Source organism: Streptomyces sp. ALI-76-A, from assembly GCF_030287445.1.
Taxonomy (GTDB): domain Bacteria; phylum Actinomycetota; class Actinomycetes; order Streptomycetales; family Streptomycetaceae; genus Streptomyces.
Genome location: NZ_JASVWB010000002.1, coordinates 7,339,978 through 7,366,450, shown reverse-complemented (window position 1 = coordinate 7,366,450; position 26,473 = coordinate 7,339,978). Strand labels below are relative to the sequence as shown.

The window sequence follows — 26,473 nt, the reverse complement described above, 5'->3', positions numbered from 1 at the left end:
GGGCCGCCGCCGGCAGGTGGTCGCCTCCCCCGGCGGGCCGTCCCGTCCGGCGGTCGGCTCCCGTCAGGCGGTCGCTTCCCGCAGGGTCTCGCGGCAGAGCGCGTCGGCCGCGCGGGTCGTTTCCGGGAGGCGGTAGGCGGGGGTCAGGGCGAGGGTGTGGGCGCAGGCGCCGTCCAGGTCGACGCGGTGGCCGACGGAGACGAACACCGGTTTCACTCCGTCACGGGTGCGCAGCGCGCGGCCGACCTCCTCGGTGCCGGCGAGCAGCGGGGACGTACTGCCGCGCGGGGTGCCGGGATCGTCGTACGTGAAGGTGAAGGGGTTCTTGGCGACGCCGATCGTGGGCAGGCCGGCGAGGACGCCGAGGTGGCTGGCGAGGCCGAAGCGGCGCGGGTGGGCGAGGCCGTAGCCGTCGCAGACGACCAGGCCGGGCGGGCACGGCAGCCGTTCCAGGGCGGCCAGGACCGTGGGGATCTCGCGGAAGGCGAGCAGGCCCGGCACGTACGGGAAGGAGACCCGGCCGACGGCCGTGGCCCGCGCGACGACGGTGAGCCGCGCCGCGTCCAGCACGACGGCCGCGGCCGCGACGAGGTCACGTTCGTCGTCGTAGGCCACGTCGACGCCGGTCACATGCCCGGTGCCGGGCGGCGGGCCCGGCTGGTCGAGCGTCACCCGCGCCCGCAGCTCGTCCTGGACCGCGCGGGCCTCGTCCTCGGTCGCGGGCCAGCCCGCGGGAATGCGTACGGTCGTCATGGTGGCAACGAGCGTACGGTTACCGCGCGGGCGGCCACGGCGCCGGGGTCAGCCCTTGTCGCCCAGCGCGCGCTGGAGCTGACTCTTGTTCATGTCCGAGCGGCCCTGGATGCCGCGCTTCTTGGCCTCTTCGTACAGCTGGTCGTACGTGGGGCCCTGGGAACCCTTGCCGGACCGCTGACCGCCGCGCTTGCCGGACGACATGTCCTGGGTCGAGGTGCGACTGGCCGTCTCGGCCTCGCCGGACCGGGCGCGCTCCTTGTTCACCGTCCGCGCGGCGATCTCCTTGGCGCGTCCGGTGCTCTCACCGCGGTCCTTCGCGCTCTCCTTGATGTGCTCGTACTGGCGTTCCCGCTTGGGGCTGGAACCACTGGGCATGTCCGCCACTCCTCTCGCGTGGGGTGGACGGGTACCCGGAATCCGGCGCACCTGGCCCGGCCGCCCGCCGTCAGCTTTCCAGCCGGGCCACCCGCCCTTGTTCTCCTGCCGCCCAGCAGCTCAGGTCGGGGGCGCAGTCCACGGTGTCGTAGGAGCCCGGGTCCACCGTCCGCCAGGTGCGGCCGCCGTCCGTCGTCAGGTCCGTGCCGGTCGGGCCGACGGCGAGGGCGGCCGTGCGGCTGTGCGGGAGCCAGGAGACGCCGGAGCGGTAGGCGGGCGGCGGCTCGGCGGCGGGCCGCCAGGTGCGGGGCCCGTCGGCGGTGCGGGCGGCCGCCTGCGGGGAGGCCTGGTCCGCGCGGTAGTCGCCGCCGACCGCGAGGCCGTGCGTACGGTCGCGGAAGGCGAGCCCGAAGACGCCACGGGCCGGGTCGCCGGCCGGGACCGGCAGGTCGGCGGCCGTCCAGGTCAGCCCGCGGTCGGCGGAGTGCAGCACCCGCGCGCGGGCGGCCCCGCCGGTCGCCAGCCACACGTCCCGGGGGCCGGCGGAGACCAGGCACTGGCCGCTGGCCGCGAAGCCCGCCTCGCCCGCCTGCGCGGCCGGCATCCCGGCACTGGGCAGCACCGTCCAGGTGCGGCCGCCGTCGCCGGTCGACAGGATGCGGAACTTCCCGTCCACCGGGTCGCTCATCGCGAGACCGTGGCGGCGGTCGAAGAAGGTGAGGCAGTCGTAGAAGGCCCTCGGGTCGGTGTTGCGGAAGGACTCGGTCCAGGTCTCGCCGCCGTCGTCGGTGCGGTACACCCGGGACGCCTCGCCCTCGCCGATGGCCAGCACCACCGCGCGCCGCGCGTCGAACGCCTCGACGTCCCGGAACTGGAGCGCGGCGGCGCCCGGCGGCGAGACGTTCCGCCAGTTCGCGCCGCCGTCGGTGGTGCGCAGCACGGTGCCCCGCGTCCCGGCGACCCAGGCGGTGCTCCGGCCGACCGCCGCCAGGCCCCGGAAGCGGACCTCCGGGCTCGCGGTGTCCTTCGGTTCCCAGTGCGGGGTCCGGCCGGGCGCCTGCTGTGCCTGCGCGGGCGCGGCGGTCAGGACGGCGAGCGCCGCCACGCAGGCCGCGCCCGCGATGACGGTCCGGGCGGGCCGGCGGATACGGGTCAGCGGGCTCGTCCCGATGGTCGGGGGCGTCGGGGTCATTCCGGCCATCCCGGCCTCCGTCCCAGCGATCCCGGCCATCCGGCTCGTACGTCTCGTGCGTCGCGTGATCCCCAAGCGCCTCATGGCGGGCGAAGCTAGCCCACCCTCCAGGTGCCGTCCAGAGGACCGCGTCCGCCGTGTGCGGTTTTGCCGCACTCGCCCCAACTGGCCTTCGGGACCCACGAGAAGAGCTTCGTCACTCCCGTGAATGAACGCGGTGACAGAGGTCACTCGACAATCGTGTGCACGGATCGACTCATTCCAGCGTCTCTTCCAGTGCCCGGCCTCATCCCCGGAGTCCGTCCAGCCGTCGCAAGGGAGCAAGGCGTTGTCCATCGTCATCGAGCAGCCCGTAGAGGCCCGTCTCGTCGCCGCCGCGCCGCGGATGCCGAGCATCCCCGCCACGCTGCACTACGACCGGCGCGACCCGTTCGCCGTCCGCATGACCTTCCCGGCCCCGGCCACCCTGGAGGGCGTGGAGGTCTGCTGGACCTTCAGCCGCGAGCTGCTGTCGGCCGGCCTCCAGGAGCCTCAGGGCCACGGGGACGTACGCGTGCGGCCGTACGGGTACGACCGCACCGTCCTGGAGTTCCACGCCCCCGAGGGCACCGCCGTCGTGCACGTCCGCTCGGGCGAGCTGCGGAGGTTCCTGGAGGCGACCGGCGAGCTGGTGCCGGTCGGTCTGGAGCACGTGTACCTGGACCTGGACCACGACCTGGCGGAGCTGATGCGGGACGCCTGCTGACCGTTCCGCGTCCCACCCGCTGAGCCCTCGGGCACGCCTGCTGACCCGTGCGGGCCGGCGTCCCTCGAAGGCACCGGGCTGACCGTCTCGGCGGCGCGTCGACCTCGCCGGGGTCGAGTCCGTCCGTCGGTGACGCCTGGGTTGCCCGCAGGGGTCGAGTCCGTCCGTCGGTGACGCCTGGGTTCCCGCGCCCGACAGCTCCCGCGCCGCGCGACGGACCAGGACGTGCGCGGCATGGGCGACACGCGAGCCGACGCTCAGGTGCTCCCCCCCACGGCGGCCGGCTGCCCGCCGGACCGGCCGGCACGCGGGGACGGCCCGCCGCTCCCGTCGACGAACTCCTTCACCACCCGGGCTCGACGGCCCCGGGGACGAGGATCCGTCGGCGCCCACGGCCAGGCCCGGGACGCCGGGACAGGTTCAGTCGGCGACGGCCGACGCCACCCTCGTCGTCCGCACCTCCCGGAGGACCGTCCGCAGCACGGCGGTCGCCGCTCCACCGCGCTCGGTGAGCTCTTCGAGACGCCCCGGTACGGGCCCGGCGCCCGGCACCAGCCCGGCGGCGTCCGCGAGCGCGGCGACGGCCGCGTCCCGCTCGGAGAGCTCGGCGACCGGGAACGGACCCCCTACCGCCTCCCGTGTCCGCTCGCACAGCGCCTCCAGGACGGCGCCGCGGTCCAGGGCGTACTCCACGGTCGGGAACACCCCGAGGACGCGCCTCTTCTCGGCCCGCAGGTGACCTTCGGCGGCCAGTTGCTCCCGTACGGCGTCCAGCGTGATCCGCGCCCGCAGGGTCACCCAGGTCCGCCACCGGTGCGGCCGGGACTCCCGGACCAGTTCCAGGAGTCCGTCGAGGACCGCGTCGCCCGTGCCGGAGTCCAGGTCGGCGGGGGTGGCGATGCCGTCGTCGTCGATGAGCAGGCCGCGTTGCGCCAGCTCGACGAGGGCACCGGCCCGGACCAGAGGGGGCAGCCGGCCGGCCCCGCCGGTCTCCGTCTCCGTACTGTTCCAGGCCAGCAGGCACAGGCGGGCCGGGAGCGAGAGCGAGCCGTGGGGCACGGGGACTCCTTCGGAGGGTGGGATCGGGGCCGACGTTAATGCGTTGACAGCCGTCGAGAGCCGCTCGTACGGTGTTGGCGGTTCTGTTGCCGTCGATAGGAGAAGGACGTTGCTCGTCTGAGGTTCTGAGACACCGCGTCACACACCTGGGGTGTGTGCCGCCGCGTGCGACCTCGGCGTTCGAGCCGTCCTTCGCGGAACAGGGCCGTTCCCTGCCCCCGGGCCTCTCCTCCCTGGTCGCCGGTGTCTCGATACGCGTCTGCCCGTGCCCGCACCGAGCAACCGCGGAGGCTTCCGTATGTCTGCGTCCATCACCTGTACATCCCTCTCCTTCACCTGGCCCGACGGCACCTCCGTCTTCGAGGGCCTCGACGTCGCCTTCGGTCCGGGCCGCACCGGTCTCGTCGGCGTCAACGGGTCGGGGAAGTCGACCCTGCTGAAGCTGATCGCCGGCCGGCTGACTCCGGCCGACGGCACCGTGCGCGTCGCGGGCGAGGTCGGTCACCTCCCGCAGAACGTCACGCTCGACACCGCCCTGAGGGTCGACGAGGCGCTCGGCATCGCCGCCCGGCGGGCCGCGCTGCACGCGATCGAGGCCGGTGACGTGGCCGAGGAACACTTCGAGACGGTCGGCGACGACTGGGACGTGGAGGAGCGGGCCCTCGCCACCCTCGGCGAACTCGGGCTCGGCCACATCGGGCTGGACCGCACGATCGGCGAGGTGTCGGGCGGCGAGTCGGTGCTGCTGCGGCTGGCCGCGCTGCTGCTGCGCCGGCCGGACGTGCTGCTGCTCGACGAGCCCACCAACAACCTCGACCTGTACGCGCGCAGGCGGCTCTACGCGGCCGTCGCGGCCTGGCCGGGGATCATGGTCGTGGTCAGCCACGACCGCGAACTGCTCGACCTGGTCGACCAGATCGCCGATCTGCGCTCCGGCGGGATCACCTGGTACGGCGGCAACCTCTCGGCGTACGAGGACGCGCTCGCCACCGAACAGGAGGCCGCGGAACGGATGGTGCGCGTCGCCGAGGCCGATCTCAAGAAGCAGAAGCGTGAACTGGTCGACGCGCAGGTCAAGTTGGCCCGACGCAGGCGGTACGGACAGAAGATGTGGGACCAGAAGCGCGAGCCGAAGATCGTCATGGGGGCCCGCAAGCGCGCGGCGCAGGAGTCCGCGGGCAAGCACCGCATCATGCACGAGGAGAAGCTCGCCGAGGCGAGGGAACGGCTCGACGAGGCGGCCGAGGCCGTGCGGGACGACGACGAGATCCGCGTCGACCTGCCGTACACGGCCGTACCCCAGGGCCGTACCGTCCTCACCCTCCAGGATGTGCACCTGGCCCACGGGGCACGGGTGGAGGGAGGTTTCGAGCTGCACGGTCCGGAGCGGATCGCCCTGGTCGGGCGCAACGGCGCGGGCAAGACGACGCTGCTGCGGACGGTCGCCGGGGAGCTGGAGCCGCTGTCCGGCGACGTGCGGGCCCACGTCCCGCTCCGCTTCCTGCCGCAGCGGCTGGACGTGCTCGACGGCGAGCTGACCGTCGCCGAGAACGTGGCCCGGTTCGCGCCGGACGCCACCCGCAACCGGATCCGGGCCCGGCTCGCCCGCTTCCTGTTCCGGGGCGCCCGCGCGGACCAGAAGGCGGCCACCCTGTCGGGCGGCGAACGCTTCCGGGCGACCCTCGCCGCGCTGATGCTGGCGGAGCCCGCGCCCCAGCTGCTGATGCTGGACGAGCCGACGAACAACCTGGACATGGCGAGCGTGCGGCAGCTCACGACCGCCCTGGAGTCGTACGAGGGGGCGCTGATCGTGGCCAGCCACGACCTGCCGTTCCTGGAGTCGGTCGGCATCACCCGGTGGCTGCTGCTGGAGAACGGAGAACTGAGGGAAATCACGTCAGAAGCTGTCGGGTATCCCTTCTAGCGTCGGGTGCATGTCCGATTTCATCACCCTCACCGGAGCCCGGCAGAACAACCTCGAGGACGTCACGCTCCGCATCCCGAAGGGCCGGCTGACCGTGTTCACCGGCGTTTCGGGATCGGGGAAGTCGTCCGTCGTCTTCGACACGATCGCGGTCGAGTCGCAGCGCCAGCTGAACGAGACGTTCACCTGGTTCGTGCGCAACCGGCTGCCCAAGTACGAGCGGCCGCACGCCGACACGCTGGAGGACCTCACCCCCGCCATCGTGGTCGACCAGCGGCAGATCGGGGGCCACTCCCGCTCCACCGTCGGCACGATGACCGACGTCTACTCGGTGATCCGCGTGCTGTTCTCCCGGCACGGCACCCCGAGCGCCGGACCGGCGACGGCGTACTCGTTCAACGACCCGGCGGGCATGTGCCCCGACTGCGACGGGCTCGGGCGGGTGGTGCGGCCGGACTGGGACCGCATCCTGGACCCGGAGCGGTCACTGGCCGACGGGGCGGTGCGCTTCCCGCCGTTCGCGGCGGGGACCTGGCAGGGGCAGGCGTACACGAACTCCGACGACCTGGACCCGCACAAGCCGGTCGGCGCGTTCACCGCCGCCGAGCGGGAGTTCCTGATGCACGGCCGCCCCGGCAGCAAGGTCACCGTCAACGGCAGCGGCGGCACCTGGACCACCGAGTACGAGGGGCTCGCCGACCGGTTCGAGCGGCTGTACCTGAAGCGCGACCTGTCCGGCATGAGCCAGAAGACCCGCGACCTCGTACGGGAGTTCCTGACCGAGGGCACCTGCCCCGCCTGCGCCGGCGCCCGGCTCAACCGGGCGGCGCTCGCCACCCGGATCAACGGCCGCACCATCGCCGACTGCGCCCGGATGCAGGTCAGTGACCTGATCGGCGTGCTGAGGGAGATCGACGACCCGGTCGCCACGCCCGTCGCCCGGGCCGCGATCACCGCCCTCGAACGCATCGACGCGATCGGTCTCGGTTACCTCAGCCTCGACCGGGAGACCGCCACGCTCTCCGGCGGCGAGGGACAGCGGCTGAAGACCGTGCGGCACCTCGGCTCCAGCCTGACCGGGATGACGTACATCTTCGACGAACCCAGTGTGGGTCTGCACCCGCGGGACGTCGGACGGCTCGGCGACCTGTTGCTGCGGCTGCGCGACAAGGGGAACACCGTGCTGGTCGTCGAGCACGACCCGGACGTCATCGCGCTCGCCGACCACGTCGTCGACATGGGGCCGGGCGCCGGAGCCGACGGCGGACGGGTGGTGTTCGAGGGGACGCCGGCCGAGCTGGCCGGGTCGGACACCCCGACCGGGCGCTGCCTGCGCCGCCGTACGCGGGTCAAGGAGGAGGTGCGGCGAGCCACCGGCGGGCTGTGGGTGAAGGGCGCCGGCCGGCACAATCTGCGGGACCTGACCGTGGAGTTCCCGACCGGCGTGCTGACCGTGGTCACCGGGGTCGCCGGGTCCGGGAAGAGCACACTGGCCGCGGAGCTGACCGCCGCCCACCCCGACGCCGTGGTCGTCGACCAGTCGTCGATCGGGATCTCCGGGCGGTCCACACCGGCGACCTACGTCGGGATCATGGACACGGTCCGGAAGATCTTCGCCCGGGAGACGGGGACCGGACCGGGGCTCTTCAGCTTCAACTCGGCCGGGGCGTGCGGGACCTGCGAGGGGCGCGGCATCCTTTACACCGACCTGGCGTTCATGGACCCGGTGACGACGACCTGCCACGACTGCGAGGGGCGGCGCTTCAAGGACGAGGTGCTGCGGCTGACCGTCGACGGCCGGTCCGTCGCGGACGTCCTGGAGATGACGGCCGGCGAGGCACTCGGCTTCTTCGACGACCCGGGCGTACGGCGCCGGCTGCGCGCGCTGGCCGACGTCGGCCTCGCCTACCTCACGCTGGGGCAGCCGCTGTCCACGCTCTCCGGCGGCGAACGCCAGCGCATCAAGCTGGCGACGCGGCTGCACCGGACCGGGGCGGTGTACGTCCTGGACGAACCGACGACCGGACTGCACATGTCCGACGTCGACGGGCTGCTCGCGCTGCTGGACCGGCTGGTCGACACGGGCAACACGGTCGTGGTCGTCGAGCACAACCTGGACGTCGTGGCGCACGCCGACTGGATCGTCGACCTCGGGCCGGGCGGCGGCCGGGACGGCGGCCGGCTCGTCTTCGAGGGCACACCCCGTCAACTTCTCGACGCTGAGGGCTCGTTCACCGGGGAGCACCTTCGACGGGTGACGGCGGAGGGAGCGGAGACGGAAGGAACGGAGGTGGAGGTGGAGGTCGTCACAGGGCGGTGAGACGGGGCGGGGCCAGGGTGCCGGTGGGGCGGGTGTCTCCGGGATGCCGTCCCAGCCGGCCGGGGGTGGCGTCCCAGCCGGCCGGGACGGTCGCGCCCGTCCCGGCCGGCCTGACGAGCCGTGAGGCCGGTCGTGAGGCCGGGGACCGTGAGGCCGGACACCGCGAGGCCAGGCACCGCCAAGCCGGGCACCGTCGGCCCCGGCGGGCTACGCTCCCCGGCCGCCCAGGCCGTCCACCGCCACGGTGGCCGCCTCGGCGATCAGTGCGTCGCGGCGTTCGGCGTCCTGCTCGTCCCGGCTGGACAGGACCGCCAGCACGATGGGATCGGCGCCGTCGTCCGGCCACACCACGGCGATGTCGTTGCGTCCGCCGTACCCGGCGGTGCCGCTCTTGTCGGCCACGGTCCAGTCGTCCGGGAGGCCGGCCATGATGAGCGTCTCGCCGGTGGTGTTCGTCTTCATCCACGTCCTGAGCAGAGCGCGCTCCTCCCTGTCCAGGGCCTTGCCGAGCAGGAACGCCCGCAGGCTCCCCGCCAACGCGCGGGGCGTGCTCGTGTCACGGATGTCGCCCGGCGTGCCGTCGCTGAGCTCCGGCTCGTACCGGTCCATCTCGGTGACGTCGTCGCCGAGTCGTTCCAGGGCCTTCTCCAGGCCGTCGGGGCCGCCGAGCTCGTCGAAGAGCAGGTTGGCCGCCGTGTTGTCGCTGTACCAGAGGGTGGCGGCGCACAGTTCGCGCAGGCTCATCCCGGTCTCGACGAAGTTCTCGGTCACGGGCGAGTTGGCGACCACGTCCTCGCGCGAGAAGGTGACCACCTTGTCGAGCCCCTCCAGGCCACGCCGCTGAAGCACGGCTCCCACCGCGAGCGCCTTGAAGGTCGAGGCGTACGCGAACCGTTCGTCCGCCTGGTAGGCGACCGTCCGGCCGGTACCGGTGTCCAGGGCGTACACACCGAGCCGCGCGTCGAACTCGCGCTCCAACCGCCGGAACGCGCCCGCGGTGGCTCCCGGGGCCGCCGCGGAGGCGGCCGTCGACCGCGGGGAGCCCACGGCGGAACCGGACGCGGACCCGGTCTCCTGGCCGCATGCCGGGAGCGCGACGAGGGCGAGCAACCCGGCCGCCCAGGCGGCGCCGCGGCGCATGCGATGCGGGTACGTCATGGATGGGACCTCCAGGACCTCGAAGTGCCGACGTGTCGAAGCGTCGACGTGCTTGTCCGGCCACCCTCGGGCCGGACGGGCACCGGTGTCCAAGACGCGTGGACGCGCTCCCATGCTGTTTTGGCATAGTGGCCCCGTGGATCTTGTAGCGGCCTGCCGTGCGTTCGTCAGCGTGAGCGAGCACGGCAGTTTCACGGTGGGCGCGGCGGCGGCCCGGACGGCCCAGTCGGTCGTGAGCCGCCGCGTCGCCGCGCTCGAACAACGCCTGGGCGAGCGTCTGCTGGAGCGGTCCGCGCGTGCGGTGACCCTGACCCCGTTCGGCCGGGACATGCTGCCGCTGGCCCAGCAGTTGGTGCGGCTGGCCGACCGGCTCGACCACGAGGCGGAGACCGCGCGGCACCGACCGCTGCGCATCGCCGTCCCGGCCATCTGCCCCACGGGCGCCCTCGCCCACCTCATCGCGGCGGCGCACGACCACGGGATCCTCCTCGACCCGCGCCCCGCCGGCCCCGCGGAGCGCGCTGACCTGCTGACCTCCCGGCAGGTGCGCGCGGCCCTGCTGGCGGTACCGCCCCGCGAGGCGGCCTGGACGGTGCCGCTGGGACTGGCGCTCGCGGACGACCCGGGCGGCTCGGCGGTCTACCTGGACGTCCTGCGCCCAGGCCGGGCCGGACGCGCGCGGCGACCGCGCCGCGTGTGGCTCCAGCCGGAGGACGACGTGCCGCACGTCCGGGACCGTCTGGCCCGTCTGCGCGACGCCGTCGGGCTGCGCCCGGCGCAGCTGGCCGTGACCCGGACCGTGGCGGCCGCCGCGGCGGACGTGCTGAGCCGGGACGACACCCTGCTGTGCTCGCCGGCGCAGGCCCGGGAGCTGGGCCTGCACTGGCGGCCCGTCGGCGAGCTCGGCCCCGGCTTCGCACGGGGGTACGCCCTGGCCGTGGCCGACGAGACGGACACCGACGCCGCCCGCACGGGCCGGACGTGCGCGGACGCCGTCGCCCGGTGCCTGGGCGCCACACAACCCCCGCCGTCCCCGCGTTCCGCGCGTGCCACACAGCTCACGCGAGCCACGGCGTCCTCTCAGTCCAGGCGGTCCCCGGAGGAGTCCTTGTGAACACGAACACCGAGAGACTGCTCGGGCAGCTGCGCCGGACGTTGCGCGAGGGCGGGCTGGGCGGCTCGTTCCTGGTCCGTGACCTGGACACCGGCGAGGAGATCGGCATCGAACCCGACATAGAGTTCCCGGTCGCGTCCCTCACCAAGGTCCCGCTCGCGCTGGCGACACTGGAACGCATCCGGCGCGGAGAACTCGACGGCGCCGCGACGATCGAGGTGACACCCGGGCGGATCACCACCCCGGGGCCGACCGGCCTGAGCCGGTTCCGCCACAGCGCCCGGATCGCCGTCGACGACCTGCTCTACCTCAGCGTCTGCGTCAGCGACAGCGTCGCCGCCGACGCCCTCTTCGCACTCACCCCGCCCGACCAGGTCGCGGCGACCGTGCACGCGTTCGGACTGCGGGGCATCTCCGTACGGCACACCATGCACGAACTGACCGAAACGCCGGTGGAGCGTTTCGACCCGGCGGAGGTGCACCTCGCCCACGCCCTCGCGATCGAGTCCGGCACACCGGGGCGCGGCCACCGGCTGCCGCAGCTGGACACCTCGCGCGCCAACACCGGCACGGCACGCGCCTTCGTCGACCTCCTCCAGGCGCTCTGGCGGCCCCGGGCCCGTACTCCGGGTGCCGGGGCCCCGGCGATCCACCCCGACATCGCCGCCCGCCTGCGCGGCCTCCTGGCCGACAACCTGCTGCGCCACCGCCTCGCCCCGGACTTCACCTCCGACGCCTCCACCTGGTCGTCCAAGACCGGCACCCTGCTCAATCTGCGCCACGAGGTCGGCGTCGTCGAACACGCCGACGGCCGGACCTACGCCGTCGCCGCCCTGACCGAGTCGCAGGTGGCCGCGGGCAGCCAGCCCGACGCCGAGGCCCTCATGGGCCAGGTCGCCCGCCGCCTGCGCGACCACCTGCGGGCCGGGACGGTCTAGGGCCCTGGCAGGCGACGTCTCACCGCGGTGCCAGGTGATCCCAAAGTGCCCCCTGGACGCCTCTCCCCGTGCCGTCAGCACGGCGTGCCGACCCGGCCGGCGGCCCCGGGGGTGTCGTCCGGCGGCACGGCGCTGCATGATGGTCCGCTGACGCCCGACGGCTTCCGGCGATCCCGGAGCACCGTCGGCACGGTCCCGACACCTCCCATCCGATACGGAGTCCCGCTCGTGCCCAGCAAGAAGGCCCTCGTCCGCCGCCCCGGTCCGCGCCTCGCCGAAGGCCTGGTGACGCACATCGAGCGGGACAAGGTCGATGCCGGCCTCGCGCTCGAACAGTGGGAGGCGTACGTCGAGGCCCTGCGCACGCACGGCTGGGAGACGGTCGAGGTGGAGGCGGCCGAGGACTGCCCGGACTCGGTGTTCGTCGAGGACACCGTGGTCATGTACCGGAACGTCGCGCTGATCGCCCGGCCCGGCGCCGAGTCCCGGCGCGAGGAGACCACGGGCGTCGAGGAGGCAGTGGCCCGCCTCGGCTGCTCGGTGAACTGGGTCTGGGATCCGGGCACCCTGGACGGCGGCGACGTGCTGAAGATCGACGACACGATCTACGTCGGCCGGGGCGGACGCACCAACGCGGCCGGCGTCCAGCAGGTGCGGGCCGCCTTCGAGCCGCTCGGGGCGCGGGTCGTCGCCGTACCGGTGAGCAAGGTGCTGCATCTGAAGTCGGCGGTCACCGCGCTGCCGGACGGGACGGTCATCGGGCACATCCCGAAGGTGGACAGGCCGTCGCTGTTCCCGCGTTTCCTGTCGGTGCCGGAGGAGTCCGGGGCGCACGTGGTGCTGCTCGGCGGTGACCGGCTGCTGATGGCGTCGAGCGCGCCGAAGACCGCGGACCTGCTCGCCGACCTCGGCCACGAGCCCGTCCTGGTGGACATCGGCGAGTTCGAGAAGCTCGAGGGCTGTGTGACATGCCTCTCGGTGCGGATGCGGGAGCTGTACGCCTGACCTCGTCGCCGCGAGGGCCCTCCGGCCCCGGACCTGGGATATAGGAATCGTTCGCCACGCCCGGGGTACCCGCCTGATCAGGGATCTTTACACCGTTCTTAACCTACGGTTTCGTAACCTACGGATACGTAGCCTACGATTCCGTAGGTACAGGTCGGCACCGCTCGCCGACTGTTTCCGTCTTCACGTTCCGCGTCCCCATGGAGTACCCGTGACGATCACTTCCCCTCACCTCGGCAGCCCGTCCTCCGCCTGGACCGACGCCCGCCTGCTGTACGCGCTGGAGGAAGTGGTCGAGCAGGAGCTCAACCGGCACCTGAAGGTCGCCAAGGACTGGATGCCGCACGAGTACGTGCCGTTCAGTGACGGCCGCAACTTCCCCGGCCTCTTCGAGGACGGCCAGGCGTGGGAGAAGGAGCAGTCCAAGGTCACCGAGATCGGCCGGATCGCGCTGGTGGTCAACCTTCTCACGGAGGACAACCTCCCCAGCTACCACCACGAGATCGCCTCGCTGTTCGGCCGTGACGGCGCCTGGGGCACCTGGGTGCACCGCTGGACCGCGGAGGAGGGCCGGCACGGCATCGTGATGCGCGACTACCTGCTCACCTCGCGCGCGGTGGACCCGGACAAGCTGGAGCAGTTCCGGATGGCCCACATGGCCGAGGGCTTCGAGTCGGACAACCGCCACTCGATGCTCCACTCGGTGGCGTACGTCGCCTTCCAGGAGCTGGCGACCCGTGTCTCGCACCGCAACACCGGCCACCAGTCCGGGGACCCGGTCTGCGACCGCATGCTGGCGCGCATCGCGACCGACGAGAACCTGCACATGGTCTTCTACCGGAACCTGCTGAAGGCCGCCTTCGAGCTGGCGCCCGACCTGACGATGCAGGCGGTGCGCGACGTGATCGTGAACTTCCGGATGCCCGGTCACGGCATGCCCGGCTTCGAGCGGGCCGCCGCGCAGATGGCGATCGGCGAGATCTACAACATGCGCATCCACCATGACGACGTGCTCCAGCCCGTGCTGCGCTTCCTGAGGGTCCTGGACATCGACGGCCTCGGTCCGGAGGGTCTCAAGGCGCAGGAGGAGCTCGGCATGTACATGGGCGGCCTGGACGCCGAGGCCTCGAAGTTCGACGAGAAGCTGGCCGCGCGCAAGGCGCGGATGGCGGCCCGCGCGGCGGGCTGACCTCACCGTCCGAGGAGTCGGGCGCGGCGGGACCGGTGCACCGGTCCCGCCGCGTCCGTCCCGGCGCCGCGCCCCGGCCCTGGCCGCCGCAGCAGCAGACCGGGGTGAGTTCCGGACACCCCGCTCGCACCCGCGCGCCGGTGACCGCACGCACCTGAGACACGGAGCGGCCTGACGGAACCCGTGCGCGTCGCGCTGTCGCGCCCGGCCGCCGCGGGGGTTGCGGCCACGTCGGCGGCCCCGGACGAGCCACACCCCGACAACCGGCCGACGGCCCGCGGCCACACCCCGACGACACGCGCGACACCGGGAGCCGAACCCCGGAGGTTGCGCCGTACCGCCCGTCGTGGCCCGGTGGTACTCGTTCACCTTGGGCTCGTTCGCCTTGGGCTCGTTCACCTTGGGCTCGTTCGCCTTGGGCTCAGCCGCTGCCCGGGCTGCGGCCGGGTGACGGGCCGCAGCCGCATCTCGACAGCCGGCGGACGGCCCGTGGCCGTATCTCGTCAGTCGGCCGACGGGTCATGGGCCCGCCTCGGCGACCCGCCCCGGAACCCTGCGTTCAGGCCGGCCGGCGGCCGTCGTCCCGGTGGGTCACGGTCGCGTGCGCCTGAGTTGCAGGCGTTCCTTCTCCGACAGGCCGCCCCACACTCCGAAGCGCTCGTCGTTGGCCAGCGCGTACTCCAGGCACGCGGGACGCATCTCGCACATGCCGCAGATGCGCTTCGCCTCCCGTACCGAGCTGCCCGGCTCGGGGAAGAAGAAGTCCGCCCCGGTCTGTGCGCACAGGGCCTGCGTCTGCCAGCCGGGATCGGCCGGGGTGATGGTGTCGATGTGCATGGACGAGATCGTGCCGGTCGGCGAAAAACGTTCCATCAACGTGGGATCAACGCCGCGTCCCGGACCTCCGGCCGCCCGATGATGACCCGGCCGGGCAGCCCGGCGCACGGCGGCGCGCGGAGCGCGGTACGACGAGTCCGTCGGTGACCGGTCTCCTCGGGTGAACCTCGCGCGCTTGTCAGTGGGTGGTGTCAGACTCGGCAGTGCAGGCAACGGGACCCCGCAGAGGAGGGGCAGCGATGCTCACCACCCGCTATGTCACCGGCGCTCCCAACTGGCTCGACCTCGGCACTCCCGACATCGAGAGCGCCGCCTCCTTCTACGGCGCGCTCCTCGGCTGGGAGTACCGGCCGGGCGGGCCCGAGGTCGGCGGCTACGGCCTCTTCCAGCTCGACGGCAGGACAGCCGCGGGCGGGATGCAGACCACCCCGGACCAGGGCCCGCCCTCCTGGACCGTGTACTTCCAGACGCCGGACGCCGACGCCACCGCGAAGGCCGCCGAGCAGGCGCACGGCTCGGTGCTCATGCAGCCCATGGACGTCATGGACCTGGGCCGCATGGCGATCCTCGCCGACCAGGCGGGCGTGTCCTTCGGCATCTGGCAGCCCGCGGCCAACAAGGGTCTGGACGTCGTGCAGGAGCCCGGCGCACTGTGCTGGCTGGAGCTGTACACCCCGGACCTCCCCGCCGCCGCCGGCTTCTACCACGCGCTGTTCGGCTGGGAGACCTCCGCGCTCACCTTCGCCGGGGACACGTACACCACCGTCCACCCGGAGGGCACCGAACCCGGTTCCATGTTCGGCGGCCTCGTCCCACTGGAGGACGACCCGACGCAGGCGCCGTCCGGGACCTGGCTGCCGTACTTCGAGGTGCCGGACGCGGACGCGGCGGTCGGCACGGCACTGGAGCGGGGCGGCACCGTGCGGCTGCCGGCGACGGACCTGGCGGACGTCGGCCGGATCGCCGAGCTCACGGATCCCTACGGTGCCCGCTTCGCGGTGCTCAAGAGCGTGCCGCCGCAGGAGGCGTAGGGCCCGTCCGGTCCTTCCGCCTGCCTCGCGCCACCATGCGCGCGCTCTCGCCGCACCGGGCGCGGAACGAAGCCCGAGTACGTCCAGTACGAGGCTCCGCACCCGGCACGCCGAGAACACGCGTCCGACACCGGAGGCGGACAGGCCCTGGCGGCGTCAGGCGGTGGCGCGGCGGACCAGGGTCGTCGGCAGGACCACGCCGGGCGACTCCGTCTCCTCGGCGGTGGGGCGGCCGGGGCCGCGCAGCAGCAGGCGGGCCATCAGCCGGCCCATCTCCTCGATGTCCTGACGGATCGTCGTGAGCGGCGGATCGGTCTGCTCGGCGACGGGCAGCATGTCGTCGAAGCCGATCACGGCCACGTCGTCGGGCACCCGCCGCCCGTGCTCGCGCAGCACCCGCAGCGCACCGGCGGCGGTGAGGTCGTTGGCGGCGAACACGGCGTCCACGTCGGGGCAGCGGTCGAGGAGTTCCCGCATCGCCCGTTCGCCGCCCGCCGGCGTGAAGTCGCCCTCGGCCACCGTCCGCGGGTCGGCGTCGGGCAGGACGTCACGGAACCCGTCGAGCCGGTCCGCCGCCGAGGTCTGGTCGAGGGGGCCGGTGATGTGGGCGACGCGGGTGCGGCCGAGGCCGACGAGATGGCGTACGGCCTGGCGGGCGCCGCCCCGGTTGTCGCTGTCGACGTACACGACCCCGTCGCCGTCGCCGTCGTTCCAGCCGGGGCGGCCGCCGAAGACGGTCGGGATCCCGGCCCGCCGGATCAGCCCGGGCAGCGGGTCGTCGAGGTGCAGGGAGAACACCAGCGCCCCGTCGACGTGACCGCCGGCGAGATAGCGGCCGACCCGGGCGTGGTCGTCGCGGCCCTCGGTGAGCAGCAGCACCAGCTGGTTGTCGTGAGCCGTCAACTCCTTGCTGATCCCGCGTAGTTGCAGGGCGAAGAACGGGTCGGCGAAGACCCGCGTCTCCGGTTCGGCGACGACCACGGCGATCGCGTCGTGCCGTCTGGTCACCAGACTGCGGGCGGCCTGGTTGGGCACGTACCCGAGTTCCTCGACCGCCCGCCGGACCCGTTCGACGAGCGGCTCCCGCACCCCGTCCCCGCCGTTGACCACCCGGGAGGCGGTGGCCCGCGACACCCCGGCCAGCGCGGCCACGGCCTCCAGGGTCGGACGGGGCACTGTCTCGGTCACTTCGGGACTCCTCACCGGCGGGTGCCGATCAGGATAGCCCCGGGGACGGAGCAGCCGTGAGAGCGCTCTCGGCGTCACCGCCCGTGCCGGGACCGCCGGGCGGTGGGCCGTGTGCGGCGGGCGGCGGGCGGCGGACGGCGGACGGCGGTGAACACCCGCTCCGGCGGATCAGTGCGCGTGACCGGACTCTTCGCGACCGGCCCCGTCTTCGTCACCGCCCGCGCGCCCGTGCGGCTCGTAGCCCGGGATCGTCCCGTCCGTCTTCTTCACCAGGAACAGCCCCACCATCCCCATGTCGGAGTGACTCTGCACGTGGCAGTGGTACATCCACGCGCCCGCTCCCACGCCCTCCCCCGCGATCACCTGGAAGCCGAAGGAGTCCGCCGGGCCGACGATCTTGTTGTCGATGACCTGGCTCGGGTCGTCGGGACCGGTGAGCATGCCGGTGCGGTTGTCCGCCCAGCGATGACCGTGCATGTGGAAGGTGTGGTAGAACTCGCCGTGCGTGATCATCACGAACTCGACGCGATCCCCCACCGTGGCCTCGAAGTTCGGCCCGCTGTGCGGGGGCCGGTTGTTGATCAGCATGTCGTTGAAGACGATCGTGTGCGTCCGGTCGGGCAGGATGTCTCCCTGGCGGCGGACGATCACCGCCCCGTACAGGCCCTTGCGGATGCCTACGGTGCCGTGTTCCGTGCCGACGACATGGTCGTGGTAGTGCCAGTAGCCCGCGCTGCCGGCCCGCCAGGTGCCGTCCTTGCGGCGGCCGGGGGCATGGGTGCGCCAGGTGTAGGTGCGGGTGCCGCCCGGCTCCACGTCGCTGCCGTTCTGTTTCGTGCCGTCGCTGGTGATCTCGTAGTCCAGCCCGTGCGTGTGCAGACTCACCGCCACGTCCGTCGTGTTCTCGAACTCGATGTGCACGGTGTCGCCCTCGTTGAGTTCGATCAGCGGTCCGGGGATGGTGGCCCCGCCCTTCTCCAAGCCGTATCCCATCTGCCCGTCGGCCAGCCTCTCGGCGTACAGTTTCAGGCGTCTCACCTCACCGCCGGCCGGGGCGGTGCGCGCCGGGGCGGCGGCACTCGTGGCCTCGGGCCCGAGGGACAACGATGTCGCGACGACCGTGCCGCCGAGCAGCAGCCGTCGGTTGAACCCGCGTCTGTCCATGCCGAACTCCCCACCCTGATACGGAATTTGCGGAGACGTACCTGTGATGAGCGTGTGAGACGGTAGCGGCCCGCCCCGTGTTTCTCCACACCCAGGACAAAGTTGGGGCCAGTTCGGTCATAAGTCTTGGCGAGCCACGCGAAGGGGTCTAGCTTCCTTGGCGCTGTCGCTGTGACCGAGGAGGTGCCCATGCACTTACGAGGGTTGAGCACGAAAGGGACGAGACGTACCAGAAGACGGGCCTGGGTGGCCACCGTCGCCACCGGGGTCGTCGCCGCCGGGCTGCTGTCGGGCCCGGCGGCCACCGCGCGTCCGGACGGGGATCCGGACCTGACAACGATGTCCGTCAAGTCGCCGCCGGGCGGCGCGAATGTACGCGTGCTGATCTTCCACGGGTCCGCCGCGGCCGGGGACGAGTCCCCCGTCGTGAACGCCGGGATCGAGGCCATCGAGGACCTCGGAGCGACCGGCCCGGCGGACCAGCGCTACCAGGTCGAGGCGACGGACGACGCCGCGGTCTTCACCGACGAGGCCGAGCTGGGCACCTACAACGCGATCGTGTTCCTGACCGGCGGCGGAGACGTCCTCGACCCGGAGCAGGAGGCGGGCCTGGAGTCCTACATGGAGGCCGGCGGCGGCTTCGTCGGCCTCCATGACGCGGCCCGCGCGGAGCCGTACTCGGACTGGTTCACCGGCCTGGTCGGCGCCCGCCCGGCCGCGTCCAGCCCGACGACCGTGCAGCGGGCCACCGTCGAGGTCGGCGACCGCCGGCATCCGGCCACCCGGGACCTGCCGGTCCAGTGGAAACGCCCTGACCGGTGGCTCAACTGGGTCAAGAACCCGTCGGGAGACGTGCACACGGTCGCCCGTGTACGGGAGTCGACCTACCAGCCGGGGACGGGCGCCAACGGCTGGGACCACCCGGTGAGCTGGTGCCGTGACTACGACGGCGGACGCTCCTTCTACTCCGGCATGGGCGGCACGGTGTCGTCGTACGACGAGACCGACTTCCGGGCGCATCTGCGCGGCGCGCTGCTGTGGACCACCCGTCTGGCGCAGGCCGACTGCAAGGCGACGATCACCCGCAACTACAAGGCGGAGCGGCTCACCCAGCCCAACCAGCCCGGGCAGAACGACCAGATCGGTGAACCGCACGGCCTGGTCACCGCGCCCGACGGCCGAGTGCTCTACATCGGCCGGGGCGGTGCCGACTCCGCCCAGCCCGTGATCACCGACTGGAACAACCCGGACATCGGCAAGGGCCGGGGCCAGATCCACGTCTACGACCCGGCGGCCAAGAAGGTCACCCTGGCGGGCGAGTTGACGGTGTTCGGCAACAAGGGCGGCGGCGACGAGCTGGTCAAGGTCGAGGAGGGCCTGCTCGGCATCGAACTCGACCCGCGCTTCCAGCAGAACGGCTGGGTCTACCTGCACTACACGCCCCACTCGGGACTCGACCGCGACAAGCGGATGGCCGAACGGCGCGTCTCCCGCTTCACGCTGGACCTCGCGACGAACAAGCTGGACCTCAGCAGCGAGAAGGTGCTGCTCGACTGGCCGGTGCAGGTGCACAGTTGCTGCCACGCGGGCGGCGGCATGGCCTGGGACTCCAAGGGCAACCTGTACATCGCCACCGGTGACAACAACTCCAGCGGCTTCAGCGGCGGTTACTCCGGCAACAACCCGCAGCCCGCCTACAAGGGCGTGTCCTTCGCCGACGCCCGGCGCACCGCCGGCAACACCAACAACCTCAACGGCAAGATCCTGCGCATCCACCCGGAGCCCGACGGGACGTACACGCTCCCCGACGGCAACCTCTTCACCGGCCGGGAGACCGACGAGGGCGGCGGCAAGACCCGCGGCGAGATCTACGTGATGGGTGTGCGCAACCCGGCGCGCATCTTCGTCGACCGGCAGACCGACGTCCTCTACGCGGGCTGGGTCGGCCCGGACGCGGGTGCGCCGTCGACGACCTGGGGACCCGCCAAGTACGACACGTTCGCCGTGATCACCAAGGCGAGCAACCGGGGCTGGCCCTACTGCATGGGCAACAAGCAGCCCTACCGGGACCGCAACCTGCCCGATCCGGCCCAGCCGCTCGGCTGGTACGACTGCGACCACCCGAAGAACGAGTCGCCGAACAACGACGGCCTGGTCAACCTGCCGCCGATCACCGGCAACAACATCTGGTACTCACCGCAGGGCGGCGCGCCGGACTTCCCGCGCGACGCCGACGGTGTCCCGTCCTACCGGCAGGAGGAGGCCACCTACCGGCTGCCGTGGCTCAAGGGCGGCGGACAGGCCGCGATGAACGGGCCGGTCTACCGCTACGACGCGGCGAGCGCCAGCTCCACGAAGTGGCCCTCCTACTGGGACGGCAAGTGGTTCGTCGGTGACTTCTACGACGGCGACCAGCCGCGCAACGCCGTGCTCACCGACCCGGCGAACCACGGCGACGGCGGTCTGCCGGTCCACTCGGAGTCCCTGAAGAAGATCGTGCCGATCGGCAACGACGGCATCAAGAACCTCATGGACTGGACGTTCGGCCCGGACGGTGCCCTGTACGTCCTCGACTACGGGCGCGGCTTCTTCACCTCGGACGCCAAGTCGGCGCTGTGGCGGGTCACCTACACGGGCGGCGGACCCACTCCGGCCGCCGGACAGCTGGCGAGGGGGACCCGGTGAGACAGCGACGACCCTTGTGGGCGGCCCTGTTGGCGGCCGTGCTGGTGATGCTCGGACTGCAGACGGTGTCCGTCGCGGGAACCGAGGAGGCGGCGGAGCCGGCCGCCGCCCAGGTGCTGACCTGGACCGCCGGCAACGACATCGACACATACACCTCCGCGCCGGCGACGGCCGTCGCGGGCCCGGCGACCATCGTGTTCGAGAACAGCGAGGCCACCGGCAACACCCTCGGGATGCCGCACACGTTGACGTTCGTGACCTCGGATCCGGAGTTCAACGACGACGTGGCGCTGAACATCCTCGCCAACCCGAACGACGACCTGGGCGGACGCCACACCGCCGAGGTCACGCTCACCCCGGGCCGTTACTTCTACCACTGCACGATCCCCGGCCACGGTCAGATGCAGGGCATCCTCGTGGTGACCGAGGGCGGCGGCGAGGACACCACACCGCCCGAGACGGCCGCGCGGGTGACCGGGGCGCAGAACGCGCAGGGCGAGTACGTCGGTTCGGCGAGCGTCGCGATCAGCGCGACCGACGAGGACGGCGGGTCGGGTGTCGACGCCGTCCAGTACGCGGTCGGCGACACCGGCGACTGGCTTCCGTACACCGCGCCCGTCGTCGTCGACCAGGTCGGCGGTCACACGATCCGGTACCGCGCGCTCGACAAGGCGGGCAACGTCTCGCCGGAGAAGAGCGTCCGGTTCACGGTCGTCCCGCCGGCCTCCGACGACACGGCCCCGCCGGACACCTCGGCGACGGTGAGCGGGCAGCAGAACGCCGACGGGACGTACGTCGACATGGCCACCGTCACCGTCACGGCCTCCGACACCGGCTCCGGGGTCAACACCATCGAGTACGCGGTCGGTACCGGCGCCTGGCAGCCGTACACCGCCCCCGTGATGGTGCACCAGGTGGGCACGCACACCGTCCGCTACCGGGCCACCGACAAGGCCGGCAACGTGGCCGCCGAGAAGAGCGTGCGGTTCACGGTGGTCGCGGCGACCCCGCAGGACACGACCGCGCCGACGACCGGTGTGGCCGTCGACGGCACCCGGAACTCCGACGGGGCGTACGTGGGGCGGGCCCGGGTCACCGTGAGCGCCGCCGACAACCACGGCGGGTCGGGGGTCGACCGGATCGAGTACTCCCTCGACGGTGGCCCGTACATCGCCTACAGCGCCCCGGTCGTGGTCGACCGTGCGGGGGCGCACACCGTGGCCTACCGGGCGAGCGACAAGGCGGGCAACACCTCCGCCGCGCGCACGGTGAGCTTCTCGGTGGTGGTCGGCGGCGGGGTGCCCGCGCCCGCCTGCCCGGAGTACGACGAGCGGCTGACGGTGATCGTCGGCACGGTCGACTCGGGTGTGCCCAACCGGGTGACGAACAACCGGTGCCGCATCGGCGAGTTGATCGAGGACGAGAAGGAGTGGACCTCGCACGCGCTGTTCCTCAAGCACGTCAGGACGGTCCTGGACAGACTGCTGCGGGAAGGAGTGGTCGACCAGCGCGAGTACGACACCGTCCAGGAGGCGGCCCGCGCGTCGGGGCTCGGCACGCCCGGCCAGACCGAGGGCTACCGTCCGCTCCTCGACGGCAGCGCTGAGTCCTTCGCCAAGTGGCAGCAGGTGGGCGGCGGTTCGTTCGCGCTGAACGCCGACGGATCGATCACCTCCGGCACCACGAAGGCCGGCCTCGGGATGCTGTGGTTCCCGCAGCGCAAGTACGGCGACTTCTCGCTCAGGCTCCAGTGGCGTGACGACGCTCCGGACACCGGCAACGCCAACTCGGGTGTGTTCGTGCGGTTCCCGGGGGTCCACGGCCACCCGGAGGAGTCGCGGCCGGAGTGGGTCGCCATCAAGTACGGGCACGAGGTGCAGGTGCTCGACCGGCCCGACGGCGACATGTACAAGACGGGCTCGGTCTACGGCTTCGACCGGGTGGGGCTCGCCGGGGCCGGCGTCACCCAGAAGGGCACGTGGAACGACTACGAGATCCGGGTGGTCGGCCAGCACTACTCGGTCTACCGCAACGGCGTGCTGATCAACGAGTTCGACAACCTCGGCGGCCAGGACTTCTCCCCGCCCCGCTCGGACGACCCGGGCACGGACGGGCGGCGGTTCGCCTCCGGCTACGTCGGACTCCAGGTGCACGGCACGACGGACGTCGTCTCGTACCGGGACATCCGGATCAAGGAGTTGTAGGTCCCGGACCCACGAGGCCGCCCGGCCACCAGGCCATCCGGCCACCGCACGGCGGGATCACGACCCGGGAGGCGCCTTCGGTGAAGGCGCCTCCTTCCTTGCCTTGCTGGGCTGCACCCGCTTCGGCTCCCCCGGCATCTTCGGGTACTCCGGCGGATACGGCAGATCACCGAGTCCGTGATCGTGCTCGTCGCGGCGCGCCAGTTCCAGCAGCGCCTCCAGCGAGAAGGCGTGCTCGTCCATGTCGGCGTGCACGTCGCCCAGTTCGGCGAAGCGGCCCGGCATGGTCGCGAGGTCGAAGTCCCGGGGGTGTGCGGTGCCGACCTCCTCCCAGCGCAGGGGCGCCGACACCGGGGCGTGCGGGCGCGGCCGTACGGAGTAGGCGGAGGCGATCGTGCGGTCCCGGGCGGTCTGGTTGTAGTCCAGGAAGATACGGGCGCCCCGCTCCTCCTTCCACCACTTGATCGTCACGTGCTCGGGCATGCGGCGCTCCATCTCGCGTCCGACGGCGATGGCGGCGCGCCGCACCTGGGTGAAGGTCCAGCGCGGTTCGATCGGGACGAAGACGTGCAGGCCCCGGCCGCCGGAGGTCTTGGGCCAGCCGCGCAGGCCGCCGAACTCGTCGAGCACGGCACGCAGTTCGTGGGCGGCGCGGACGGCGTCGTCGTAGTCGGTGCCGGGCTGCGGGTCGAGGTCGATGCGGAGTTCGTCGGGGCGGTCGACGTCGTCGCGGCGCACCGGCCAGGGGTGGAAGGTGAGGGTGCCGAACTGGGCGGCCCACAGGAAGGCGGCCTCCTCGGTGGGACACATCTCGTCGGCGCTGCGGCCGCTGGGGAAGGTGATGTGGGCGGTGGGGATCCAGTCGGGCATGTTCTTGGGCGCCCGCTTCTGGAAGAACGACTCGCCGGTGACTCCGTCCGGGTAGCGCTCCAGGGTGGTGGGCCGGTCGCGCAGCGCGCGCAGGATGCCGGGGCCGACGGCCTGGTAGTAGCGGGCGAGGTCCAGCTTGGTGAAGCCGCGCTCCGGGAAGAAGACCTTGTCCGGGCTGGACAGCCGTACGGTCCGGCCGCCCGCCTCCAGTTCCACCGCGTCACCCATGCGAGCCACGGTAGGCGCACCGCGCAAACCTCGCACACCGGGCATTTCATTCGATCTCGGCGCAGAATCGGAGCATGGATCTGCCCGTGATGCCGCCCGTGAAGCCCATGCTCGCCAAGTCGGTGGCGGCGATCCCGCCCGGCATGCACTACGAGGCGAAGTGGGACGGGTTCCGGTCGATCGTGTTCCGCGACGGGCCCGAGGTCGAGCTGGGCAGCCGGACGGGCAAGCCGCTGACCAGGTACTTCCCCGAGCTGGTGGCGGCACTGAAGGAGCGGTTGCCGAAGCGGTGCGTGCTGGACGGGGAGATCGTCATCGCGCGGGACGGGCGGCTGGACTTCGACGCGCTGACCGAGCGCATCCACCCGGCGGACTCCCGGGTGCGGACGCTGGCCGAGCGGACGCCGTCGTCGTTCGTGGCCTTCGACCTGCTGGCGCTGGGGGACGAGTCACTGCTGGACGTCCCGCTGGGCGACCGCCGGACGCTGCTGACCACGGCCCTGTCCGGGGTGACGGCGCCGGTGCACGTGGCGCCGGCGACGACCGACATCGACGTGGCCCGGCAGTGGTTCGAGCAGTACGAGGGGGCCGGCCTGGACGGCGTCGTCGCCAAGCCGCTGACCGTGCGCTACCTCCAGGACGAGCGCGCCATGTTCAAGGTCAAGCACGAGCGGACGGCGGACGTGGTCGTCGCGGGCTACCGCCTGCACAAGAGCGGCCCGGTCGTCGGCTCGCTGCTGCTCGGCCTGCACGACGACCGGGGCGCCCTCCAGCACGTGGGCGTGTCCGCCGCGTTCCCGATGAAGCGGCGCGCCGAGCTGATCGAGGAGCTGGAGCCGCTGCGCATGGACGACGTCACGGGCCACCCGTGGGCGGCCTGGGCCGAGGCGGCGGCGCACGAGAGCGCACGGCTGCCCGGCGCGCCCAGCCGCTGGTCGGGCAAGAAGGACCTGTCCTGGGTGCCGCTGCGGCCCGAGCGGGTCGCCGAGGTGGCGTACGACCACATGGAGAACGGCGCGCGCTTCCGGCACACGGCCCGCTTCCGGCGCTGGCGCCCGGACCGGTCCCCCGAGAGCTGCACGTACGCGCAGCTGGAGGAGCCGGTGCGCTACGACCTGGCGGAGATCCTCGGCACCGGGGCCTGACTCACGGTGTCATCAGGACCTTCACGGCGCCGTCCCGCTTGCGCTGGAACATCTCGTACGCCTGCGGGGCGTCCGCCAGCGGCAGCCGGTGGGTGGCGAAGTCGTCGACGCCGAGCGGGTCCTCGTCGGTGAGGTACGGGATGATCTCGTCGACCCAGCGGCGGACGTTGGCCTGGCCCATCCGGATCTGGATCTGCTTGTCGAACATGGTGAGCATCGGCAGCGGGTCGGCCATCCCGCCGTAGACGCCGGACAGCGAGATCGTGCCGCCCCGGCGCACGAGCTCGATGGCGGTGTGGAAGGCGGCGAGCCGGTCCACGCTGAAGCGCTCCGCGAACGGCCCGCTGATCTTGTGCGGCAGCAGGGCCGAGGCCTGCTGGGCCAGCTTGGCGACGGCGCTGCCGTGGGCCTCGGTGCCGACGGCGTCGATCACCGCGTCCGGGCCGCGCCCGTCGGTCTCGTCGCGGATCGCCTGGACCAGCTCCTTCTCGCTGTCGAAGCTCCTGAGGTCGTACGTCTCCACGCCCCGCGCGCGGGCCCGGCGCAGCCGCTCGGTCACCAGGTCCACGCCGAACACCCGGCCGGCGCCGCGCACCTGGGCGACCCGGCACGCCATGTCCCCGATCGGTCCGAGGCCCAGCACGGCGATGCTGCCGCCCTGCGGGACGTCGGCGTAGGCGACCGCCTGCCAGGCGGTGGGCAGCACGTCGGAGAGGTAGACGAACCGGTCGTCGGGCGGTCCCTCGGGGACCTTGATCGGGCCGTACTGGGCCTGCGGCACGCGCAGGTACTCGGCCTGGCCGCCCGGTACGGCCCCGTACAGGCGGGTGTAGCCGAACAGGGCGGCGCCCATGCCCTCGCTGGTGACCTGGGTGGTCTCGCACTGGGTGGGCAGGCCGGTCATGCACATCCAGCAGCCGCCGCAGGCGATCTGGAACGGCACCACGACCCGGTCGCCCGCCTTGAGGTCCGGGACCCCGGCGCCGACCGCCTCGACGATGCCCATGGGTTCGTGACCGAGGATGTCGCCCGGTGTCATGAACGGGGTGAGCACCTCGTAGAGGTGCAGGTCGGAGCCGCACAGTCCGCTGGAGGTGACGCGGATGACGGCGTCCGTCGGCTCCTGGATCGTCGGATCGGGCACGGTCTCCACCCGTACGTCCCGCTTGCCCTGCCAGGTCACTGCCTTCATCGCGCGCTCCTCGTCACGTCGGCGTGTCCGGTCTGCGGTGGCGCCCGGGTACCCGGGCGCCACCGCCGCGAATCGCCGCGCGCCGCACCGCCTGGGCCGATCGGCCTGTCCAGCGAGCGTGATCGGAATCGATCGAGTATGGCCATCAATGCGC

At 72.5% G+C, this 26,473-nt stretch carries 21 protein-coding genes; 11 read left to right on the top strand and 10 right to left on the bottom strand.

The features are described 5' to 3' along the window. Window positions 1–63: 63 nt before the first annotated feature. From QQS16_RS33520 to QQS16_RS33510, 3 genes are all read right to left on the bottom strand, one after another. Window positions 64–753: an endonuclease V gene (locus QQS16_RS33520; protein ID WP_286065806.1), complete on the bottom strand. Its 690-nt coding sequence runs from the start codon at window positions 751–753 to the stop codon at window positions 64–66. 48 nt (window positions 754–801) lie between these two features. Then, entirely contained in the window at window positions 802–1,131 is a 330-nt protein-coding gene (locus QQS16_RS33515) for a plasmid stabilization protein (RefSeq protein WP_286065805.1), read from the bottom strand. A 70-nt stretch (window positions 1,132–1,201) separates the two neighbouring features. Next, window positions 1,202–2,323, bottom strand: a complete 1,122-nt coding sequence (locus QQS16_RS33510) for a WD40/YVTN/BNR-like repeat-containing protein (protein WP_286066542.1) — start codon at window positions 2,321–2,323, stop codon at window positions 1,202–1,204. Window positions 2,324–2,651: 328 nt separating this feature from the next. On the opposite strand from QQS16_RS33510, the gene ssgD reads away from it, so the two are divergent. Next, complete coding sequence (gene ssgD, locus QQS16_RS33505) at window positions 2,652–3,068, top strand: spore wall synthesis regulator SsgD (protein WP_286065804.1); 417 nt, start codon at window positions 2,652–2,654, stop codon at window positions 3,066–3,068. Window positions 3,069–3,488: 420 nt separating this feature from the next. On the opposite strand, the gene QQS16_RS33500 is transcribed toward ssgD, so the two are convergent. Then, a complete protein-coding gene (locus QQS16_RS33500) occupies window positions 3,489–4,127 on the bottom strand; it encodes a GOLPH3/VPS74 family protein (RefSeq protein WP_286065803.1) in 639 nt (212 codons plus the stop codon). 298 nt (window positions 4,128–4,425) lie between these two features. Here QQS16_RS33500 and QQS16_RS33495 point away from each other — a divergent pair, with 298 nt between their 5' ends. Together QQS16_RS33495 and QQS16_RS33490 are read left to right on the top strand one after the other, a co-directional pair. After that, a complete protein-coding gene (locus tag QQS16_RS33495) occupies window positions 4,426–6,051 on the top strand; it encodes an ABC-F family ATP-binding cassette domain-containing protein (protein WP_286065802.1) in 1,626 nt (541 codons plus the stop codon). 10 nt (window positions 6,052–6,061) lie between these two features. Further along, window positions 6,062–8,371, top strand: coding sequence for an ATP-binding cassette domain-containing protein (locus QQS16_RS33490; protein WP_286065801.1), 2,310 nt, complete (start codon window positions 6,062–6,064; stop codon window positions 8,369–8,371). A 207-nt stretch (window positions 8,372–8,578) separates the two neighbouring features. Here QQS16_RS33490 and bla read toward each other — a convergent pair whose 3' ends face one another. After that, window positions 8,579–9,511: a class A beta-lactamase gene (gene bla / locus QQS16_RS33485; RefSeq protein ID WP_502963936.1), complete on the bottom strand. Its 933-nt coding sequence runs from the start codon at window positions 9,509–9,511 to the stop codon at window positions 8,579–8,581. A gap of 154 nt (window positions 9,512–9,665) precedes the next feature. Here bla and QQS16_RS33480 point away from each other — a divergent pair, with 154 nt between their 5' ends. The 4 genes from QQS16_RS33480 to QQS16_RS33465 all read left to right on the top strand — a co-directional run bounded on the left by QQS16_RS33480 (window position 9,666) and on the right by QQS16_RS33465 (window position 13,775). Further along, the gene (locus QQS16_RS33480) at window positions 9,666–10,643 is read left to right on the top strand and encodes a LysR family transcriptional regulator (RefSeq protein ID WP_286065799.1); all 978 of its coding nucleotides are present in this window, start codon (window positions 9,666–9,668) and stop codon (window positions 10,641–10,643) included. Continuing rightward, window positions 10,640–11,581: a serine hydrolase gene (locus tag QQS16_RS33475; RefSeq protein WP_286065798.1), complete on the top strand. Its 942-nt coding sequence runs from the start codon at window positions 10,640–10,642 to the stop codon at window positions 11,579–11,581. Before QQS16_RS33480 ends, QQS16_RS33475 begins: the two co-directional genes overlap by 4 nt. 228 nt (window positions 11,582–11,809) lie before the next feature. Next, on the top strand, window positions 11,810–12,586 hold the full coding sequence (gene ddaH, locus QQS16_RS33470) for a dimethylargininase (RefSeq protein WP_286065797.1): 777 nt from the start codon (window positions 11,810–11,812) through the stop codon (window positions 12,584–12,586). Between the two features lie 211 nt (window positions 12,587–12,797). After that, window positions 12,798–13,775, top strand: coding sequence for an acyl-ACP desaturase (locus tag QQS16_RS33465; RefSeq protein ID WP_286065796.1), 978 nt, complete (start codon window positions 12,798–12,800; stop codon window positions 13,773–13,775). Window positions 13,776–14,366: 591 nt separating this feature from the next. Here QQS16_RS33465 and QQS16_RS33460 read toward each other — a convergent pair. Beyond that, complete coding sequence (locus QQS16_RS33460) at window positions 14,367–14,612, bottom strand: WhiB family transcriptional regulator (RefSeq protein ID WP_286065795.1); 246 nt, start codon at window positions 14,610–14,612, stop codon at window positions 14,367–14,369. A 239-nt stretch (window positions 14,613–14,851) separates the two neighbouring features. Between QQS16_RS33460 and QQS16_RS33455 the strand changes: the two genes are divergently transcribed. Next, window positions 14,852–15,643 carry a VOC family protein gene (locus QQS16_RS33455; RefSeq protein WP_286065794.1) on the top strand — a complete coding sequence of 264 codons (792 nt, stop codon included), beginning with the start codon at window positions 14,852–14,854 and terminating at the stop codon, window positions 15,641–15,643. Window positions 15,644–15,799: 156 nt separating this feature from the next. Here the strand turns inward: QQS16_RS33455 and QQS16_RS33450 are convergent, their stop codons facing one another. Together QQS16_RS33450 and QQS16_RS33445 are read right to left on the bottom strand one after the other, a co-directional pair. Then, window positions 15,800–16,831: a LacI family DNA-binding transcriptional regulator gene (locus QQS16_RS33450; protein WP_286065793.1), complete on the bottom strand. Its 1,032-nt coding sequence runs from the start codon at window positions 16,829–16,831 to the stop codon at window positions 15,800–15,802. Window positions 16,832–16,999: 168 nt separating this feature from the next. Beyond that, the gene (locus QQS16_RS33445; RefSeq protein ID WP_286065792.1) at window positions 17,000–17,995 is read right to left on the bottom strand and encodes a multicopper oxidase domain-containing protein; all 996 of its coding nucleotides are present in this window, start codon (window positions 17,993–17,995) and stop codon (window positions 17,000–17,002) included. A gap of 189 nt (window positions 17,996–18,184) precedes the next feature. On the opposite strand from QQS16_RS33445, the gene QQS16_RS33440 reads away from it, so the two are divergent. Next, window positions 18,185–20,680 (top strand): ThuA domain-containing protein, encoded by a 2,496-nt coding sequence (locus QQS16_RS33440; protein WP_286065791.1) that lies wholly within the window; start codon window positions 18,185–18,187, stop codon window positions 20,678–20,680. A gap of 47 nt (window positions 20,681–20,727) precedes the next feature. Then, window positions 20,728–22,884, top strand: a complete 2,157-nt coding sequence (locus QQS16_RS33435) for an OmpL47-type beta-barrel domain-containing protein (protein ID WP_286066541.1) — start codon at window positions 20,728–20,730, stop codon at window positions 22,882–22,884. A gap of 57 nt (window positions 22,885–22,941) precedes the next feature. Here the strand turns inward: QQS16_RS33435 and ligD are convergent, their stop codons facing one another. After that, on the bottom strand, window positions 22,942–23,982 hold the full coding sequence (gene ligD / locus QQS16_RS33430) for a non-homologous end-joining DNA ligase (RefSeq protein ID WP_286065790.1): 1,041 nt from the start codon (window positions 23,980–23,982) through the stop codon (window positions 22,942–22,944). 74 nt (window positions 23,983–24,056) lie between these two features. Between ligD and QQS16_RS33425 the strand changes: the two genes are divergently transcribed. Next, on the top strand, window positions 24,057–25,127 hold the full coding sequence (locus QQS16_RS33425) for an ATP-dependent DNA ligase (protein ID WP_286065789.1): 1,071 nt from the start codon (window positions 24,057–24,059) through the stop codon (window positions 25,125–25,127). 1 nt (window position 25,128) lies between these two features. On the opposite strand, the gene QQS16_RS33420 is transcribed toward QQS16_RS33425, so the two are convergent. Beyond that, window positions 25,129–26,319: a zinc-dependent alcohol dehydrogenase gene (locus QQS16_RS33420; protein WP_286065788.1), complete on the bottom strand. Its 1,191-nt coding sequence runs from the start codon at window positions 26,317–26,319 to the stop codon at window positions 25,129–25,131. Between the last annotated feature and the right edge of the window lie 154 nt (window positions 26,320–26,473).